This is a genomic window from Exiguobacterium sp. S22-S28 (assembly GCF_043359615.1).
Classification (GTDB): Bacteria; Bacillota; Bacilli; order Exiguobacteriales; family Exiguobacteriaceae; genus Exiguobacterium_A.
The window spans coordinates 512036-530446 of the sequence record NZ_JBHFFC010000026.1 but is presented as its reverse complement, the minus strand read 5'-3'; the positions used below and the strand labels follow the sequence as shown (position 1 = coordinate 530446).

At 47.6% G+C, this 18411-nt stretch carries 17 protein-coding genes; 16 read left to right on the top strand and 1 reads right to left on the bottom strand.

All coding sequences use genetic code 11. From position 1 onward, the window contains the following. Position 1 precedes the first annotated feature (1 nt). A complete protein-coding gene (locus tag ACHA8N_RS09315; protein ID WP_026829024.1) occupies positions 2-433 on the top strand; it encodes a GNAT family N-acetyltransferase in 432 nt (143 codons plus the stop codon). Between the two features lie 111 nt (positions 434-544). On the opposite strand, the gene rpsT is transcribed toward ACHA8N_RS09315, so the two are convergent. After that, on the bottom strand, positions 545-805 hold the full coding sequence (gene rpsT / locus ACHA8N_RS09310; RefSeq protein WP_012369681.1) for a 30S ribosomal protein S20: 261 nt from the start codon (positions 803-805) through the stop codon (positions 545-547). Between the two features lie 233 nt (positions 806-1038). On the opposite strand from rpsT, the gene lepA reads away from it, so the two are divergent. The 15 genes from lepA (at position 1039) to ACHA8N_RS09235 (ending at position 18381) form a co-directional block, all read left to right on the top strand. Then, positions 1039-2862, top strand: a complete 1824-nt coding sequence (gene lepA / locus ACHA8N_RS09305; protein WP_393965504.1) for a translation elongation factor 4 — start codon at positions 1039-1041, stop codon at positions 2860-2862. A 68-nt stretch (positions 2863-2930) separates the two neighbouring features. Continuing rightward, the gene (gene hemW, locus ACHA8N_RS09300; protein WP_393965503.1) at positions 2931-4097 is read left to right on the top strand and encodes a radical SAM family heme chaperone HemW; all 1167 of its coding nucleotides are present in this window, start codon (positions 2931-2933) and stop codon (positions 4095-4097) included. A gap of 297 nt (positions 4098-4394) precedes the next feature. Continuing rightward, positions 4395-5432, top strand: coding sequence for a heat-inducible transcriptional repressor HrcA (gene hrcA / locus ACHA8N_RS09295; RefSeq protein WP_214721086.1), 1038 nt, complete (start codon positions 4395-4397; stop codon positions 5430-5432). 24 nt (positions 5433-5456) lie between these two features. After that, positions 5457-6017, top strand: a complete 561-nt coding sequence (gene grpE, locus ACHA8N_RS09290) for a nucleotide exchange factor GrpE (protein ID WP_028106820.1) — start codon at positions 5457-5459, stop codon at positions 6015-6017. Positions 6018-6063: 46 nt separating this feature from the next. Next, a complete protein-coding gene (gene dnaK / locus ACHA8N_RS09285; protein WP_026833674.1) occupies positions 6064-7890 on the top strand; it encodes a molecular chaperone DnaK in 1827 nt (608 codons plus the stop codon). Between the two features lie 133 nt (positions 7891-8023). Further along, entirely contained in the window at positions 8024-9130 is a 1107-nt protein-coding gene (gene dnaJ, locus ACHA8N_RS09280; RefSeq protein WP_026833673.1) for a molecular chaperone DnaJ, read from the top strand. A gap of 24 nt (positions 9131-9154) precedes the next feature. After that, a complete protein-coding gene (prmA, locus tag ACHA8N_RS09275) occupies positions 9155-10102 on the top strand; it encodes a 50S ribosomal protein L11 methyltransferase (protein ID WP_393965502.1) in 948 nt (315 codons plus the stop codon). Between the two features lie 4 nt (positions 10103-10106). Continuing rightward, positions 10107-10853, top strand: coding sequence for a 16S rRNA (uracil(1498)-N(3))-methyltransferase (locus ACHA8N_RS09270; protein ID WP_393965501.1), 747 nt, complete (start codon positions 10107-10109; stop codon positions 10851-10853). A 5-nt stretch (positions 10854-10858) separates the two neighbouring features. Then, positions 10859-12193 (top strand): tRNA (N(6)-L-threonylcarbamoyladenosine(37)-C(2))-methylthiotransferase MtaB, encoded by a 1335-nt coding sequence (gene mtaB, locus ACHA8N_RS09265; RefSeq protein WP_147511918.1) that lies wholly within the window; start codon positions 10859-10861, stop codon positions 12191-12193. Between the two features lie 125 nt (positions 12194-12318). Continuing rightward, positions 12319-13014: a 23S rRNA pseudouridine(2604) synthase RluF gene (gene rluF / locus ACHA8N_RS09260; RefSeq protein ID WP_393965500.1), complete on the top strand. Its 696-nt coding sequence runs from the start codon at positions 12319-12321 to the stop codon at positions 13012-13014. 65 nt (positions 13015-13079) lie between these two features. Then, positions 13080-13955 (top strand): EamA family transporter RarD, encoded by an 876-nt coding sequence (gene rarD / locus ACHA8N_RS09255; RefSeq protein ID WP_393965499.1) that lies wholly within the window; start codon positions 13080-13082, stop codon positions 13953-13955. 22 nt (positions 13956-13977) lie between these two features. Beyond that, positions 13978-14862 (top strand): EamA family transporter RarD, encoded by an 885-nt coding sequence (rarD, locus tag ACHA8N_RS09250; RefSeq protein ID WP_393965498.1) that lies wholly within the window; start codon positions 13978-13980, stop codon positions 14860-14862. Between the two features lie 75 nt (positions 14863-14937). Next, positions 14938-15603 carry a deoxyribose-phosphate aldolase gene (gene deoC / locus ACHA8N_RS09245; protein ID WP_026833666.1) on the top strand — a complete coding sequence of 222 codons (666 nt, stop codon included), beginning with the start codon at positions 14938-14940 and terminating at the stop codon, positions 15601-15603. A gap of 154 nt (positions 15604-15757) precedes the next feature. Further along, entirely contained in the window at positions 15758-16735 is a 978-nt protein-coding gene (locus ACHA8N_RS09240; RefSeq protein ID WP_393965497.1) for a BMP family lipoprotein, read from the top strand. Next, a complete protein-coding gene (locus tag ACHA8N_RS09235; protein ID WP_147511914.1) occupies positions 16732-18381 on the top strand; it encodes a methyl-accepting chemotaxis protein in 1650 nt (549 codons plus the stop codon). The genes ACHA8N_RS09240 and ACHA8N_RS09235 overlap by 4 nt, the downstream gene beginning before the upstream one ends. The last annotated feature ends 30 nt before the right edge of the window (positions 18382-18411 follow it).

Below are 18411 nucleotides of genomic sequence, written 5' to 3'. Positions count from 1 at the left end.
GATGGAGATTCGAATCATTTCAGCAACAGAGGTCATTCCACTTCGAAAAGAAGTGTTACGTCCCAACCAGCCGATTGAAATGTGTGTCTATCCGGACGATGATCTCGAATCCACTTTTCATTTAGGAGCCGTCAAAGACGGACGGATTGTAGCTATCGGTACTTTCTCCAATCGTCCTCATGAGGCGTATCCGGAATTGACCTATCAATTACGCGGGATGGCATCGAGTCCTGCTGTCCGTGGAGAAGGATACGGAAAAGCATTGTTAGAAGAGGCACGGAATCGACTGAAAGCAAAAGGTGCAGACGGTTGGTGGTGTAACGCCCGACTCAATGCCGTTCCTTTTTACGAACGATTGGGGTTGACGGTTGCGAGCGAGTCATTCGAAATCGAAGGAATCGGTCCACATCATGTCATGGTGGATTGCTTCTGACGGAAATCAAAAACCATCCGACAAACAGCCGGATGGTTTTTTAAACATAAAAAAATCACCACTGGAGCAAGCTCCTAGTGGCGATCGATCACTGTATCCTTCAAAGAAGAATTAAAGTGCGTTTACGAGACGAGCGAGACGTGATTTGTCACGACCAGCTTTGTTGCTGTGGATAAGACCTTTAGCAGCAGCTTTGTCGATTTTCTTAGATGCTGTGTTGAAAGCTACGAGCGCTTGCTCTTTGTTGCCTTCAGTAGCGAAAGTTTCGACTGCTTTGATAGCTGAACGCATAGACGATTTACGTTGTACGTTAGCGACGCGGCGTTTTTCAGCTGTTTTAACACGCTTGATTGCTGATTTAATGTTAGCCATGGATGATTCACCTCCAAGAAAACTCATTCGAGATTTATATTCGCATATCTGCATTTATCGTTCAACAGAACAAACACAATTGTAGCAAACGTTTTTCTTAAAAGCAATAACAGCTCTAGGGTTTCTTTCGATTTTTGTTTTTTGGGAAAACAAAACGAGATGGTGCACCCCGTGTTATTTTTGGTATAATGAAGCGTATGTACGTTTGACTATAAGGTAAGGTGACTATAAACATGAATAATGCAGATCGTTTAAAGCGGCAAAAAAGTATTCGTAATTTCTCTATCATCGCCCATATCGACCACGGGAAATCGACGCTTGCAGACCGTATTTTAGAAAAAACAGGTGCTTTGACATCACGTGAGATGAAAGATCAGACACTGGATGCGATGGACTTGGAACGCGAACGCGGGATTACCATTAAATTGAATGCCGTTCAATTAAAGTATACGGCAAAAGATGGTGAGGAATATATCCTCCATCTGATTGATACACCAGGACACGTCGACTTCACATACGAAGTCTCCCGTTCACTCGCAGCATGTGAGGGCGCTGTACTCGTCGTCGATGCGGCGCAAGGAATCGAGGCGCAAACACTTGCTAACGTGTATTTGGCGCTCGATAACGACTTGGAAATCTTGCCGATCATCAATAAAATTGATTTGCCGTCGGCGGATGTGGAACGTGTCCGTCAAGAAATCGAAGATGTAATCGGACTCGATGCTTCAGAAGCCGTTCCGACGTCTGCGAAAGCAGGTATCGGGATTGAGGAAATTCTGGAACAAATCGTCGCAAAAGTGCCGGCACCGACCGGGGATCCGGAAGCGCCACTCGAAGCATTGATTTTTGATTCGTATTACGATGCATACCGTGGTGTTGTCGCGTCGATTCGTGTCGTCAATGGAACGGTTAAAGTCGGCGACAAGATTCGGATGATGTCGACCGAGAAAGACTTTGAAGTCCTGGAGCTCGCCGTGTCGACGCCAAAACCACTCCGTCAGAAAGAATTGACGGTCGGAGACGTTGGAACATTGTCTGCTTCCATTAAAACCGTCGGCGATGTCCGCGTCGGGGATACGATTACCTTGGCGAAACAACCGGCGACAGAAGCGTTACCGGGATACCGGAAGATGAACCCGATGGTGTACTGTGGTCTCTATCCGATTGATGCCGCACGTTACAACGATTTACGTGAAGCACTTGAACGTCTGCAGTTAAGTGACGCGGCACTCGAATTCGAGCCGGAAACGTCACAAGCACTCGGATTCGGTTTCCGTTGTGGTTTCCTTGGTATGCTTCACATGGAAATCATCCAGGAACGGATCGAACGTGAGTTCAACATTGATATGATTACGACGGCTCCATCGGTTATCTATCATGTGACGACGACGGCGGGAGAAGTGCTCCACGTCGACAACCCGTCGAAGATGCCGGAACAACAAAAAGTCGAGTTCATTGAAGAGCCTTACGTCAAAGCGGCGGTTATGACACCAAACGATTACGTCGGTGCCATCATGGAACTCTGTCAAAAGAAACGTGGGACATTCGTCGATATGGAGTACATCGATACGACACGTGTCAAAATCACGTATGAACTTCCATTGTCGGAAATCGTCTATGATTTCTTCGATCAGCTGAAGTCGAGTACAAAAGGATATGCGTCGCTGGATTACGAGTTGATTGGTTATCAGCAATCACGTCTCGTCAAGATGGATATTCTCTTGAATAACGAAAACGTCGATGCACTGAGCTTTATCGTTCACCGTGATTTTGCGTATGAACGTGGGAAAGTCATCGTTGATAAATTGAAAGAACTTATTCCACGGATGCAGTTTGAAGTACCGATTCAAGCCGCCGTCGGAACAAAAATCGTTGCCCGCTCGACAATCAAGGCGTTGCGGAAAAACGTTCTCGCCAAGTGTTACGGTGGAGATATCTCGCGTAAGCGTAAATTGCTCGAAAAGCAAAAAGAAGGTAAGAAACGGATGAAGATGGTAGGCTCGGTAGAGGTACCGCAAGAAGCCTTCATGTCGGTTCTGTCGATGGATGAAGATTGAGAGAAGAAACAAAGGGGGGCGTTTTGGCGCACCCTTTTTCTGTTTAAGTAAAGAAAGGATGAGGCGAAATGACTCCACGCGCCGCGTATGTGCACATTCCGTTTTGTGAACATATTTGTTACTATTGCGACTTTAACAAAGTCTTTTTAAAAAATCAGCCGGTCGCTGAATATCTGGATGCGTTAGAACGAGAAATCGAACTGACGTTACAACAGTACCCGACGGATCGACTCGAAACGATTTTTATCGGGGGAGGTACACCGACCGCCTTAAACGAAGATCAAATGCAACGTTTGATGGACATCATTAAAAAACATCTTTTACCGCTGACGGATGACACTCTTGAATATACGGTCGAATCCAATCCGGACGGCGTCTCGCCGGAAAAACTTGATATCATGAAAGCAGGCGGCGTCAACCGGGTCAGTTTTGGTGTCCAATCGTTTGACGACGGATTACTCGAACGGATCGGTCGGACGCATCGGGAAGCTAAAGTGGCTGAGACATTGGAGCATGCTGCGAAACGATTTGATAACATCTCGGTTGACCTAATGTTTGGTCTGCCGAATCAAACGCTCGAACAAGTCAAATATGATGTCGAACGGGCCTTGCGTTTACCAATCACCCATATCTCATCCTATTCCTTGATCCTTGAGCCGCATACAGTCTTTGCAATTCAAGAACGAAAAGGGAAGTTGCCGTTGCCGACACACGATCTAGAGGCGGACATGTATCGCTTAATGATTGAAACGATTGAAGCTGGCGGACTGCATCAATATGAAATTTCGAATTTTTCTTTACCGGGTCGAGAAAGTCGGCATAACCGGGTCTACTGGGAAAATGACGAGTATTACGGATTTGGTGCCGGTTCACACAGTTATATCAACAAGACGCGTCGGGCGAACATCGCACCGATTCCGCACTACATCAAAGCGGAGGGATTACCGGTCCGCAATGAGACGTTGTTGACGGAAGTGGAACGGATGGAAGAGGAGATGTTTCTCGGATTACGGATGAAAGAAGGGGTGTCTGAACAGCACTTCGAAGAGAAATATAGGTACTCGCTTGACCAAGTCTTTGGACAGACGATTGCGAAATTGTTGCCGCGCGGACTGGTCGAGCGGACAGCGACGCATATCCGTTTGACAGATGCCGGTGTACCACTCGCCAATGAAGTGTTTGCCGAGTTTATCGGCGAAGCAGAGATTGAAGAGCAGAAAACAGATCAAGCTTAAAGAATAAAACGGCGTCCATACAAAAGTATGCGGACGCCGTTTTATTTTTTTTGTTTTCGTAAAAAGTAAGCGGTTGTTCCGATGATGGCGATGAATACCCAGACGAACACACCGGCCATTGCAAACAGTTCCAGCATGGACCTCATCCTTTTCTTGTTTGTTTCACTGTATCGCAGAATGGGAAAGTCTTCAAAGGGTTCAGCAAATTGGTTGACATCATTTCCAGGATTCCTTATAGTAAAGATGTAATTAGCACTCGTTAAAAGTGAGTGCTAACAAAATAAGGTGGTGAAGAAGGTGCTGACGGATCGCCAATTGTTGATTTTACGTGCAATCGTCGATGATTATATCAAAACCGCTCAACCCGTCGGCTCACGGACGCTCTCAAAACGGAGTGACGTGACGTTCAGTTCCGCGACCATTCGAAATGAGATGGCGGACCTCGAAGAAATGGGATTGATTGAAAAGCCGCATACATCTGCCGGCCGAATTCCATCCGAGCTTGGATATCGATTTTATGTCGATCATCTGATTCGTCCGGAAAGCATCTCACCGCAAGAGGCAAAGGCGTTGAAATCGTTATTTGCCCATTCCGTGAATGAAAATGATCGGTTGATCCGACATACAGCGGACTTGTTGAGCGAATTGACACATTATACGACGCTTGTATTAGGTCCAAAAGAAGAAGGGCAACGCCTCCATCATTTAGAACTGATTCCCTTAGCGGAAGGCCGTGTCGTCATCGTTTTAGTGACGGAGACAGGGCATGTCGAACATAAGACACTTCAGCTCGCGGAAGCCCTCTCACGTGAGGCGGCAAGTCGCTTGATGGAACGATTGAACCAGACGTTACGCGGAACGCCGCTGAGCATGTTGCGTGGACGTCTGCTCGAAGAAATCAGACGGTTCCGTTCCGAGCATTCGGAACAGACGACCTTGCTGTCAAAAGCACTTGATATCGTCTTGACGGATCAGCATGAAGGACGTCCCTTGATTTATCTCGGGGGGAAAGCCAACATGTTTGATCAGCCGGAATTTCAGGATGTCGCGAAATTGCGTCCGGTTCTCGAGTTGATTGAACAGCAGGAAGCCTTGTTTGATTTTTTAAGTCCGAATCTCGATAATCAAATCTTGATTACGATTGGTAGCGAGAACAATGTCGATGCCCTGAAGGACTGTAGCGTGATCCGGGCGCATTATTCCGTAGATGGAATCTCACTCGGGACATTGGCGCTGATTGGTCCAAAACGGATGGATTACAATCGAGGCATTAACTCGATCATTCATCTTTTACAAGCATTCCAAACTGAGTTGCGTAAAAACAACTTAGATTGAATATAGAAAGGGGCTCGATTCAGAGTGGAAGAAAAAAAGCAGAATCAAAACCTCAATAATGAAGAAACTACCGAGCAACAAACAGAAGCAGTTGAAGTGACGGAAGAAGAAGTCGTACAGGCGGATCTCGTCGAAGAAGCACCGACACCGGATTTCGAAGCGCAACTGGCAGAAGCAAAAGCATCAGAATTACGCCTCCGTGCGGATTTCGACAACTTCAAACGTCGGAATCGGATTGAAGCCGAAAACCGTGCGAAGTACTCGTCCCAGACAATCGTCGAGAAGTTACTCCCGTTAGTGGATAACCTCGATCGTGCGTTGCAGATCGAATCGGACAACGAAGAAACGAAGTCTGTTTTAGCGGGTGTCGAGATGGTCAAACGTCAATTGGTGGAAACACTCCAAAATGAGGGCGTCGTTGAGATTCCAGCAGTTGGAGAAGCCTTTGATCCGAACCTGCATCAGGCAGTCGTTCAGGAGCCGAGTGAAGAGCACGAATCAGGCGTCGTGACAGCTGAATTCCAAAAAGGGTACAAATTACACGATCGTGTCATCCGCCCAAGTATGGTCAAAGTCGCAGAATAAGATGTCCTTGAAACTACAATAACTATTCGAAGGTGAGGAATTTATCATGGCAAAAATCATTGGTATTGACTTAGGAACTACAAACTCATGTGTCGCAGTAATGGAAGGCGGAGAGCCGGTCGTTATCGCAAACGCAGAAGGAAACCGGACGACACCATCTGTCGTTGCCTTTAAAAACGGTGAGCGTCAAGTCGGGGAAGTCGCAAAACGTCAAGCCATCACAAATCCAAACACAATCATGTCGATCAAACGTCACATGGGTACAGACTATAAAGTTGAAGTCGAAGGCAAAGACTACACGCCACAAGAAGTATCTGCGATCATTCTTCAAAAACTCAAAGCTCAAGCAGAAGATTACCTCGGTGAAAAAGTAACGGAAGCTGTCATCACGGTTCCTGCTTACTTCAACGATGCTGAGCGTCAAGCGACAAAAGACGCAGGAACAATCGCTGGTCTTGACGTCAAACGGATCATCAACGAGCCGACAGCAGCAGCACTTGCATACGGTCTTGAAAAAGGTGAAGACCACACGATCCTCATCTATGACCTAGGTGGCGGTACATTCGACGTTTCGATCCTTGAACTTGGAGACGGTGTCTTCGAAGTTGTTTCAACTGCCGGTGACAGCCGTCTTGGTGGCGATGACTTTGACCAAAAAATCATCGATCATCTAGTTGCAGAATTCAAAAAAGACAACGGCATTGATCTTGCACAAGATAAAATGGCGCTTCAACGTCTAAAAGATGCTGCTGAAAAAGCGAAGAAAGATCTTTCTGGTGTCTCTTCGACACAAATCAGCCTTCCGTTCATCACGGCCGGCGCAGCAGGTCCGCTTCACCTTGAAATGACATTGTCACGTGCGAAGTTCGACGATCTGACAGCTGATCTCGTAGAACGCACGATGGCTCCAACACGTCGTGCCCTCAGCGATGCTGGCATGACACCGGACAAAATCGACAAAATCATCCTCGTCGGTGGATCAACTCGTATTCCTGCTGTTCAAAAAGCAGTTCAAGACTTCACAGGCAAAGAATCATTCAAAGGGGTTAACCCGGATGAAGTAGTTGCCCTCGGAGCAGCTGTTCAAGGTGGCGTATTGACAGGGGACGTTAAAGATGTTGTCCTTCTCGACGTAACACCACTCTCACTCGGAATCGAAACAATGGGTAGCGTGATGACGAAACTGATCGACCGTAACACGACGATCCCGACTTCGAAATCACAAGTCTTCTCAACAGCAGCTGACAATCAGCCGGCAGTAGACATCCATGTTCTTCAAGGGGAACGTCCGATGGCGTCAGACAACAAAACGCTTGGTCGTTTCCAATTGACAGACATTCCGCCAGCACAACGTGGTGTGCCGCAAATCGAAGTTAAATTCGACATCGATGCAAACGGAATCGTTAACGTATCAGCGAAAGATCTTGGTACGAACAAAGAACAATCGATCACAATCCAATCATCAAGCGGCTTGACTGAAGCAGACATCGACCAAATGGTCAAAGATGCTGAAGCGAACGCAGATGCAGACAACAAGCGTAAAGAAGAAGTGGAACTTCGCAATGAAGCGGATCAACTCGTCTTCGCAACAGATAAAGCGGTCAAAGACCTCGGTGAGCAAATTGACGCAGCAGATAAAGAAAAAGCAGAAGCAGCGAAAGAAAAAGTCACGACTGCACTTGCAGGAACAGACATCGAAGCGATTCGTGCTGCGAAAGACGAATTATCGACAGTCGTTCAAGAGTTGACACAAAAAGTCTACGAAAACATGGCTCAACAACAAGCTGGCGCTGAAGGCGCACAAGCAGGCGGACAAGACGACAACGTCATGGACGCTGAATTCGAAGAAGTCGACGACAAAGACAACAAATAAGTAACCGACCGATTTTTCGGGCGCTAGAGAGAGCCAAAGCGTAATCCGCGCTTTGGCTCTTTCCATGTCGCATGAAGTTCGGTAAAATCAAACAGTATGAATTGAATCGGAACCAAAGAGAGGGAGAATGCACGTGGAAAAACGCGATTATTATGAAGTGTTGGGCGTCGCGCGCGATGCCTCAGCAGCAGAAATCAAACGAGCTTACCGAAAACTCGCCCGGACATACCATCCGGACGTTAACAAGGAAGCTGATGCCGACCAAAAATTCAAAGAGCTGTCTGAAGCGTATGAAGTATTGTCAGACGACAATCAACGGGCCCGCTACGACCAGTTTGGTCACCAAGATCCATCACAAGGTGGCGGCGGCTTCGGCGGAGCGGAAGGGTTCGGCGACATCTTTGACATGTTCTTCGGCGGCGGACGCCGTCAAGATCCGAATGCTCCACGCAAAGGGCAGGATTTGCAATATGTCGAAGAAATCGACTTCATGGAAGCGTTCGCGGGTGTTGAGAAAGTCATCACGATTCCGGTCGAAGAAGACTGCGGAACGTGTCACGGTTCAGGTGCCAAACCGGGAACACATCCGGAAACATGTAAACGTTGTGGTGGATCAGGACACATCAACGTCGAGCAAAACACGATGTTTGGTCGTGTCGTCAATCAAACGACATGTTCAACGTGTCATGGACGCGGACAAATCGTTAAAGAACCATGTGAAACATGTCGTGGTGCCGGACGTGTCCGTAAAAACAAAGATGTCCGTGTCAAGATTCCAGCCGGGATCGACAACGGGCAACAGATCCGCTTGGCCGGTAAAGGGGAAGCGGGCGTCAATGGTGGACCGTTCGGAGATCTGTACGTCGTCGTTCGTGTACGGGAACATGAATTGTTTGAACGGGTCGACGATCATATCGTCATGGACATGCCGTTGACATTCACACAAGCGACGCTTGGAGACGAAATCGAAGTACCGACTGTTCACGGAAAGGTCAGTTTGAAAATTCCAGCCGGCACACAAACGGGTTCACGTTTCCGTCTGCGCGGCAAAGGGATGCCAAACGTCCGTTCAGGTCATCACGGGGATCAATACGTCAACGTCGTCATCATCACGCCAAAAAATCTGACGGACCGTCAAAAGGAATTACTCCGTGAGTTTAACGAAATCAGTGACGAAAAAGGTGTCGAGGAACAGCACGAAGGCGTATTCAGCCGGATCAAAACATTCTTTACAGGGTGATTCACTAAAGGAGCGTGACAGGAAATGAAATGGTCAGAAGTCTGTGTCCATACGACACAAGAAGCGATCGAAGCAGTTTCAAACATCTTACATGAGGCAGGAGCGAGTGGTGTCGTCATCGAGGATGTAGAGGATTTCGAGATGATGTCGCATCGTGAAGACAACTTCGGTGAAATTTGGGATGAGAAGAAGCGCGATGAATATCCGGACAGCGGTGTCCTAGTCAAAGCGTATCTTGCGGAAAGCAGCGATTTGACGGATACGATCAAAGGAATCGAGCGCGATGTTCAGATGCTGACGAAATTCGGTCTGACGATTGGTGCAGGAACTGTCACGCTGACACAAGTGGACGAAGAAGACTGGGCCCATTCGTGGAAACAGTTTTACAAACCCGTTAAAATCAGCCGTCATCTGACGGTCGTTCCAATGTGGGAAGACTACACACCGCAACCGGATGAAAAGATCATCGAACTCGATCCCGGGATGGCATTTGGAACAGGAACACATCCGACGACAGTCCTTTGTATTCAGGCGATTGAAAATTACCTGAAAGACAACGACCGTGTCGTCGATGTCGGAACGGGTTCAGGTGTTCTGGCGATTGCAGCAGCCAAACTCGGGGCAAAGGATGTCTTTGCACTTGATTTGGATGAAGTGGCGGTTCGTTCGGCAACGGATAACGTAGCACTAAATCAAGTCAGTCAGCAAGTGACCGTCCGTCAAGGCGATTTGATGAAGGAACTGAAAGAACCGGTCGAACTGATTGTCGCCAATATCCTGGCGGAAGTCATCTTACTGTTCGTGAACGATGCGTATAAATTGACGCTTCCGGGCGGACACTTCATTGCATCGGGCATCATTGGTCAGAAAAAAGACATGGTGCGTGACGCAATGATCGCTGCCGGGTTCACGATCGTTGAGACGACGAAGCTCGAGGACTGGGTCGCGATTATCGCGAAACGCGAGGCTTAAGCCGATGCAACGATATTTCATAGATCCGACCGCACGTGTAGGAAATACCTTCACGCTTTCAAAAGACGAAGCCCATCATATGAAAAACGTCATGCGGATGGATGTCGGCGATGAGATTTTGGTGTTAGACGGAACGGGACTGTTCCGTTGCCGAATCGACCAACTCGAAAAGCAAACGGCCGTCGCGGAAATGATTGAAGAATTACCGATCGAAACGGAACTCCCGATCCAGGTGACGATTGCGTACGCGTTACCGAAAGGGGATAAAGTGGAACTGGTTGCTCAAAAAGCGACGGAGCTTGGCGTCAGTCAGCTGCTTGTTTTTGAATCGGCCCGCTCGGTCTCGAAATGGGATGCCAAAAAAATCCCGAAAAAGCTTGAACGGCTCCAGAAAATCATCAAAGAAGCAGCCGAACAATCGTACCGGGCGCACTTGCCGACGGTTGACTATGTGACGTATGATGAAGTCCTACAAGACGCGGTCAACTATACGGCGTGTCTGATCGCCTATGAAGAAGCGGCGAAAGACGGGGAAGCGGCAGCTTTCGCTTCTACGCTGTCACGGTTGCAAGCCGGTGATTCCTTATTGGTCGTAATCGGTCCGGAAGGTGGACTCACGGAAACGGAAGTATCGCGTTTAACCGATGTGGGCTTCGTGCCGGCATCACTCGGACGACGGATTTTACGGACGGAAACGGCACCACTTTATGTCCTGTCCGCCGTATCGTATCATTTTGAATTGAAAGGGTGAGTGAAATGGCAACTGTTGCCTTTCAAACGCTTGGTTGTAAAGTCAATCATTACGAGACAGAAGCCGTCTGGCAACTGTTCAAGGATGCGGGATATGGACGTGTTGACTTTGCAGATCATGCCGACGTTTATGTCGTCAATACATGTACAGTAACAAATACGGGCGACAAAAAGAGCCGCCAAGTCATTCGACGGGCAATCCGTCAAAATCCAGACAGTGTCATCTGTGTCACCGGTTGTTATGCCCAGACATCTCCTGCTGAAATCATGGCGATTCCCGGAGTCGATGTCGTCGTCGGGACACAGGACCGGCACAAGATGATCGGTTACATCGAACAATTCCGCGAAGAACGGATGCCGATCAACGCCGTCGGTAACATCATGAAGGCAAAAGTGTATGAAGAACTCGACGTACCGGCCTTTACGGACCGGACGCGGGCTTCCTTGAAGATTCAAGAAGGCTGCAACAACTTCTGTACGTTTTGTATCATTCCGTGGGCACGTGGTCTGATGCGTTCCCGTCAACCGGAAGATGTCTTAAAGCAAGCACAACAATTAGTCGATGCAGGTTATAAGGAAATCGTTCTGACCGGTATTCACACGGGCGGTTACGGGGAAGACCTCAAAGACTACAACTTAGCAAAATTGTTAAAGGCGCTCGAGTCCGTGACAGGTCTCGAACGGCTTCGGATTTCTTCGATTGAAGCAAGCCAAATCACAGATGAGGTACTGGACGTCTTAAAAGATTCGCCGATCGTCGTCCGACATCTTCATGTTCCGATTCAATCGGCATCGGATACGGTCTTGCGCCGCATGCGCCGGAAGTATACGATGGCGGAGTTCGGTGAACGGATCACGCGCTTAAAAGAAGTCTTACCGGATTGTGCGATCACGTCTGACGTCATCGTCGGTTTCCCGGGAGAGACGGAAGAAGAGTTTATGGAGACGTTTAACTTCATCAACGATCATAAGTTCAGTGAACTGCATGTCTTCCCGTATTCGAAACGGACCGGCACACCAGCTGCAATGATGGATGATCAAGTGGAAGAACAGGTGAAGGAACAACGTGTCGCCCGGTTGATTGCTTTGTCGGATCAACTGGCGAAAGAATATGCGTCGAAATACGAGGGAGAACTGCTTGAAATCATTCCGGAAGAATTTTCGGAAGAAGCAGGCGGTCGTCTCGTCGGTTATACCGATAATTACTTACGTGTCGCGATCGAAGGGGACGAATCATTGATTGGTCAACTCGTTCGTGTCAAAATTACCAAAGCCGGTTATCCAATGAACGACGGACAATTTGTCCGTGTCATGGAGACATTAAAAGAACAAGCGATCTGAAATGAGTTCGTCTTCCGGTAACCGGAAGACGAACTTTATTTTTGATGTGACAAATTATTTTGTTTTCAAGTAACGGATACGCTACACTGAGTAAAGATTATAAAAGAGAAAGAGGACACAAACTTATGCGAATCAATAAATTCATCAGTGAAACAGGATATTGTTCCCGGCGGGCAGCCGATAAATTAATCGATGCCGGACGTGTGACGATCAATGGAAACGTGGCCGAGCTCGGCTCACAGGCCGAAAAAACAGATGCCGTCGAGATCGATGGACAACCGTTACAAGCGAAGCCGGAACTTGAGTATTTGATCTTAAACAAACCGGTCGGGATCACGTGTACGACAGAGCGTGACATCGAAGGTAACATCATTGATTTCGTCAATCATCCGAAACGGATTTTCCCGATTGGGCGACTCGATAAAGATTCTGACGGACTGATCATCCTGACGAACGACGGGGATATCGTCAACCGGATTTTACGTGCGGAAAACAACCACGATAAAGAGTACATCGTAACGGTCGACGCACCGATTACGGAAACGTTTATCGAAGGTATGGCGAGCGGCGTCGACATTCTTGGAACGACGACGAAGGAATGTGTCGTTGAACAGCTCGAGTCGCGGACGTTCCGAATCGTTTTGACACAAGGGTTGAACCGACAAATTCGCCGGATGTGCAAAGAATTCGGTTACCGGGTCAAACGTCTGCAACGTGTCCGGATCATGAACGTCGAACTCGGTGATTTACCGATTGGGGAATGGCGCGACTTGACGGAGTCGGAAATGAAGACATTGTTCCAGATTCTCGATCAACAATAAGCTGAAAAAGTCGCCATGATGATGGCGGCTTTACTTGTATACATATAAGGAAAAGGGGGTTCATCGTGGATAAACGGGGAATGAGTGCGACGTTCGTCGCCTACGTAATCGGCGGATTGCTGCCGATCTACAAACTGTTTGCGGATGAGGTACCGGCGTGGACAGTCGTCTCAATCCGAATCATCAGTGCCTTTATCTTTGTTACGTTGTTACTGCGACTGACAGGGAAGTTTAAGCACGTCAAGCAACTCTGGCGAAGTAAACGTCAACGGAATACTGTTTTAGCGGCAGGACTTGTCCTTGGGGGAAACTGGACCTTGTACCTGTACGCGATTGGCGAAGGATACATCGTCGAGTCCTCGCTCGGCTATTACATCAATCCACTCGTCAGTGTCTTGTTCGGCCTATTGTTTTTTGGTGAACGTCTGAACCGGGCCCAGCTACTTGCGATGGCGAGCGCCATCACTGGTGTCCTGATTTTAACGTTTGGCTACGGAAAGTTTCCGATCATCGCGTTTTCACTTGCCATCTCGTTTGCTTTTTATGGTGTCCTCAAAAAAAAGGCGGCCGCCGAGCCGTTATCGGGTCTGTTTCTCGAGACGCTTATCACGTTGCCGTTTGCCATGTTGACGCTCGGCATTACAGGAGCGAACCCGATTGCTCTTCCGACAGAAGCCTTGTTCGCCGTCGTCATGCTTGGTGTAGCGACTGCGGTGCAATTGATGCTGTTCGGATACGGAATGCCGAAAATTCCGTTTGTCTACGTCGGAATTTTACAATATATCGCACCAACCTTGACCTTGATTCTCGGTGTTTTTTTATTCAATGACATCTTTACACCGATTCACTTCATCGCGTTCTTGTTCATTTGGTTGGCTGTCGCTGTCTTTACAATCAGCGGGATCTCCAATGGTCGGATGAAGATGAAAAAAGTATCGTGATCCAGAAAAGAGGGAACTAACAATGAATAAATCGGGTTTGTTTGCGACATTAGCTGCCTACGTCATTTGGGGGTTGTTGCCGATTTACTGGAAGTTGCTCGCCAGTGTCTCGAGCGAAGAAATTTTAGCACACCGGATTGTTTGGTCGTTCATTTTTTTACTACTGTTATTATATGTTCAAAAGGCGTTGCCAAAGTTTACCGGAGCCTTGAAAAATCCTTTTACCCGAAGACTTTTTTTCCTGAACGGGCTGATCATCAGCATGAACTGGTTCATCTACATCTGGGCGGTCAATCATAATTTCATCGTCGAGGCCTCGCTCGGCTATTACATCAATCCGATCGTTAGCATCATCTTCGGCGTGTTCTTTTTCCGGGAAAAACTATCGCGGATCGAATGGCTTGCGATTTTGCTCGCGACAATTGGGGTCTTGATTTTGACGATTGGTTACGGAAAGTTTCCGTGGATTTCACTGGCGCTTGCCTTCAGTTTTGGCTTTTACGGTGTCGTCAAAAAACAACGTCCTTTAGAATCAACGGTCAGTTTGACGATTGAGACGCTCGCGCCGTTACCTATTGCTCTCTTGTTCCTCGGCTACATGGGTGTCAGTGGACAAGAAACGTTTACGTCGTCCGGTTTTGTGACGACTGGACTTGTATTGACCGGTATCATCACGGCCGTTCCGTTGTTATTGTTCGGATTTGGCGCCCAACGGATCCCGTTTACGGTCGTCGGTTTTCTGCAGTTCGTCGCTCCGACATTGTCGCTTGCGATCGGAGTTCTCTTATATGGTGAACCCTTTACGAGAACTCACTTGGTTGCGTTTACATTCATTTGGTCGGCTGCTTTCGTCTTTACACTAAACGGTTTGTTGATTCGAAAAAAACAACTGCGGAAAGTAGCGTAAAAAGATAGAAGTCTGACCTCTTGCGTGATAGAATGGAAACAGAGTATAAGGGATACCCTTAAGGAGGAACTAATCATGAATTTAGCAGCAATGATCGACCACACGGCTTTAAAAGCAGAAACGTCACGTGCCCAAATCGAAACACTTTGTAAAGAAGCACTCGAATACAAATTTGCAAGCGTTTGTGTTAACCCGACAAACGTTGCACTCGCAGCAGAACTTTTAAAATCAGATGATGCTGTCAAAGTATGTACAGTCATCGGCTTCCCACTTGGTGCGAACACACCAGAAGTGAAAGCATTTGAAACACAAGATGCAATCAAAAACGGCGCAACAGAAATCGATATGGTCTTAAACATCGGTGCGTTAAAAGACGGCGATCTTTCACTCGTCGAACGCGATATCCGTGCGGTTGTCGAAGCGGCAAACGGTACACTTGTTAAAGTCATCTTCGAAAACTGTCTCTTAACAAAAGAAGAAATCAAAACAGCTGCTGAATTATCAGTCAAAGCAGGAGCAGATTTCGTTAAGACGTCAACTGGTTTCTCAACAGGCGGCGCAACAGTAGAAGACATTCGTCTCATGCGTGAGACGGTCGGACCTGACATCGGTGTGAAAGCATCAGGTGGTGTCCGTGATTTCGAAGGAGCAAAAGCGATGATCGATGCAGGCGCAACGCGCATCGGTGCTTCTGCCGGAATCGCAATCGTCACAGGCGGTTCTTCTGACAGCGATTATTAATTTAATTTGATGTACGGCGTGTCCTTTTTGCAACGTTTGTTGCGAGAAGGGCACGCTTTTTGTTTTAAAACAATTCTGAATTTGGTTTTTAAGGTTAAGAAGTCAGACAACCTTTCCGATAATCCAGTGTAGAACAGGGAGGGGAAGTGGAAAAATGTCAAAACAAATTGGTTTATCCTTACTTGCGCTGACAGTTGGTCTAGCGGGGTGTGGCAGCGTCATTGATGACCCACAACAAGCAGTGAAGGAGCGCCGGGAGATGGCGGTCGTCTTATCGGACGTCGGATTAGGGGATCAGTCGTTCAGCGACGCAGCGATGAGTGGCATGTCCTTACTTCGTGAAAAAGAAGACTGGTTTATCGATTACCGGGAATTGAATGAAACAAAATCATATAAAGTAGCATTTGAGACTTTGGCAAAACAAAAGCCGACTGTTATCGTTGGTCTTGGATTCATGGGACAAGCGGATTTAGAAAAGGTTGCCAAACAACATCCAAAACAACAGTTTGCCTTAATTGATGCAGTATCTGAGTTGCCGAATGTCTTATCCGTTACATTCAAAGAAGATGAGGGAAGCTATTTGGCAGGAGCGGCGGCAGCCATTCAGTCCGACAGTGAAACGATCGGTTTTATTGGCGGCATGAAATCACCACTCATCGAAAAATTTGAAAAAGGATACCGGGCAGGCGCAACAGCCGTTAATCCGGATATCCGTGTCCTCGTGGATTACGCGGAAGACTTTGCCGCACCGGATAAAGGACGGGAACTGGCGAATGCTCAAATGAAAAAAGACGCGGATGTGTTGTTTGCAGCAGCAGGTTTAACAGGCAGCGGTGTTCTTGAAGCCGCAGAAGACAACGGCAAAAAAGCCATCGGCGTCGACAGTGACCAGACGACGATTGCGCCAGACGCGGTCATGACATCCATGCTGAAGCAGGTCGATCTTGCGATTACGAAAATCGGTGATGCCGTTAAAGCACCCGATCTTCAATCCGGTCAAATTGTGTTAGGGGTAAAGGACGGAGCGATTCAACTGGCACCGATTCGAAATGCTAACTTCACACCAAAAGAACTGAAACAGCTGGAACAACTGAAACAAGATGTGTTGGAAGGAAAGGTGAAGGTACAATGACGTTACGAAAACGATTTTTGATTTCGACGCTCGTGACAATCGTCAGTGTCGTCGCCTTGATGGGCTGGACGTTGTTTGAGCTTCGTCAAATTCAATCCTACAATGAAGATTATGGAAAACAGCTGGTCGAGATCTCTGAACTTGAAACAAAATTATTGTATGAGCAAGCCGCATGGAACCGTCTGGCGAGCCAGCCTTCAAAAAATCAAAAAGAACAAGCACTCGCACTCAGTCAGAAAAATGAAGCGGCATTGAATACGCTTCAAAAAGCGTACTTAATTGATCGTTTCAAGCAAGATTTAGACCGCGCACAAATGAAATATACAGGATTAGCGACTGAACGAGACAGCGTTCTCAGTGAACTCAACCCCATCACGATCCGTTCGTATGCGGCCCGTATTGAAGGCGTATTGAGTGATTTGTATACACTACATACAAAAAACGGCGAATTTTATGATGTCTTGCAACAAGAGGCGAAAGACAAGACGTTGAATCTGACACGTTCTGTCTTGATTGCAACATTTGTTCTTCTCATTGCTTTGGCACTCTATAACTGGTACTTTGCTCGCAGCATCACCCGCCCAATCAGCCGTGTCGTTCAAACAGCGGAGCAAATTTCACAGGGTGACGTTTCGCAACAGCTGCAAGTCTCAGGACGCACGGATGAAATCGGGCGACTCGAGTCGGCGATTGCCCAAATGCAAGGAACGCTTCACGGCGTTATCGGAACCATCAGCCAAACATCGACAACCATCAATCAGATGAGTGAACAGGCGACCGGAGAAAATGCGAATATCGTCGAGGTATCCGGAAACATGACACATGCAATCAATGAAATGGCGAGTGGAACCCAGACCGTCTCAGATGATTTACAGACGACAGTCAGTACCATCACAGATATGAGCACACTGTTTGAGCAAAGTGAGCAGCGGGCACAACAAGCGTTAAGCCAAGGGCAACTTGCGGATACAACGATGGGGAAAAGTGTTGCAGTCATGCATGAACAGGCGAAGTCACTCGAGACGGCGGCTCTTCAAAATCAAGAATTGGGCCATAAACTAGCAGGATTCTTGCAACAAACACAACAAATTGAACAGATGGCACAATTGGTTTCGAGTGTCTCCGCGCAAACTAATTTATTGTCGTTAAACGCGGCAATCGAAGCGGCGCGTGCCGGGGAAGCCGGACGAGGATTCGCCGTCGTTGCGAGTGAAGTGAAGAAGTTAGCGGATGAGACCCATCAAGCGACCCGTTCTATCTTCTCACTTGTCCGTTCGATTCGTGCGGATGGTGCAGTGTTACAAGAAGCGTTGCTTCGCTCGGAAAAAGAACAGGAACACCAAGTTCAGAATTTTGCAGAAGTCCAATCTGCTTTTGAAGAGACACGTCAACATGTGACGGACGTAACGGAAGCCGTCCGCTTCATGACGATGCAATTGCTTCAATCAAAAGAGCAGGCTAATCAAGTTGTGAATCAAGTCAGTTCGGTCAGTGGTGTGATGGAAGAGTTAGCCGCCGGTAATGAAGAAGTGGCAGCTTCGATGCGGGATCAGCAGGCATCGTTTGAACAAATTCATCAGCTGATGCAAGAACTGGAACAGACGACGACCTCACTTGATCATCAAACCAATCAGTTTACATTATGATCCTACATAAAAACCTCACCATAATGCGGT

What these genes read in the sequence shown, in the direction of transcription:
- rluF (WP_393965500.1), top strand. Translation starts at nt 12,319, where the DNA reads ATGCGAATCAATAAATTCATCAGTGAAACAGGATATTGTTCCCGGCGG.
- rpsT (WP_012369681.1), bottom strand. Translation starts at nt 805, where the DNA reads ATGGCTAACATTAAATCAGCAATCAAGCGTGTTAAAACAGCTGAAAAA.
- deoC (WP_026833666.1), top strand. Translation starts at nt 14,938, where the DNA reads ATGAATTTAGCAGCAATGATCGACCACACGGCTTTAAAAGCAGAAACG.
- mtaB (WP_147511918.1), top strand. Translation starts at nt 10,859, where the DNA reads ATGGCAACTGTTGCCTTTCAAACGCTTGGTTGTAAAGTCAATCATTAC.
- lepA (WP_393965504.1), top strand. Translation starts at nt 1,039, where the DNA reads ATGAATAATGCAGATCGTTTAAAGCGGCAAAAAAGTATTCGTAATTTC.
- ACHA8N_RS09240 (WP_393965497.1), top strand. Translation starts at nt 15,758, where the DNA reads ATGTCAAAACAAATTGGTTTATCCTTACTTGCGCTGACAGTTGGTCTA.
- ACHA8N_RS09315 (WP_026829024.1), top strand. Translation starts at nt 2, where the DNA reads ATGGAGATTCGAATCATTTCAGCAACAGAGGTCATTCCACTTCGAAAA.
- prmA (WP_393965502.1), top strand. Translation starts at nt 9,155, where the DNA reads ATGAAATGGTCAGAAGTCTGTGTCCATACGACACAAGAAGCGATCGAA.
- dnaK (WP_026833674.1), top strand. Translation starts at nt 6,064, where the DNA reads ATGGCAAAAATCATTGGTATTGACTTAGGAACTACAAACTCATGTGTC.
- rarD (WP_393965498.1), top strand. Translation starts at nt 13,978, where the DNA reads ATGAATAAATCGGGTTTGTTTGCGACATTAGCTGCCTACGTCATTTGG.
- ACHA8N_RS09235 (WP_147511914.1), top strand. Translation starts at nt 16,732, where the DNA reads ATGACGTTACGAAAACGATTTTTGATTTCGACGCTCGTGACAATCGTC.
- ACHA8N_RS09270 (WP_393965501.1), top strand. Translation starts at nt 10,107, where the DNA reads ATGCAACGATATTTCATAGATCCGACCGCACGTGTAGGAAATACCTTC.
- hemW (WP_393965503.1), top strand. Translation starts at nt 2,931, where the DNA reads ATGACTCCACGCGCCGCGTATGTGCACATTCCGTTTTGTGAACATATT.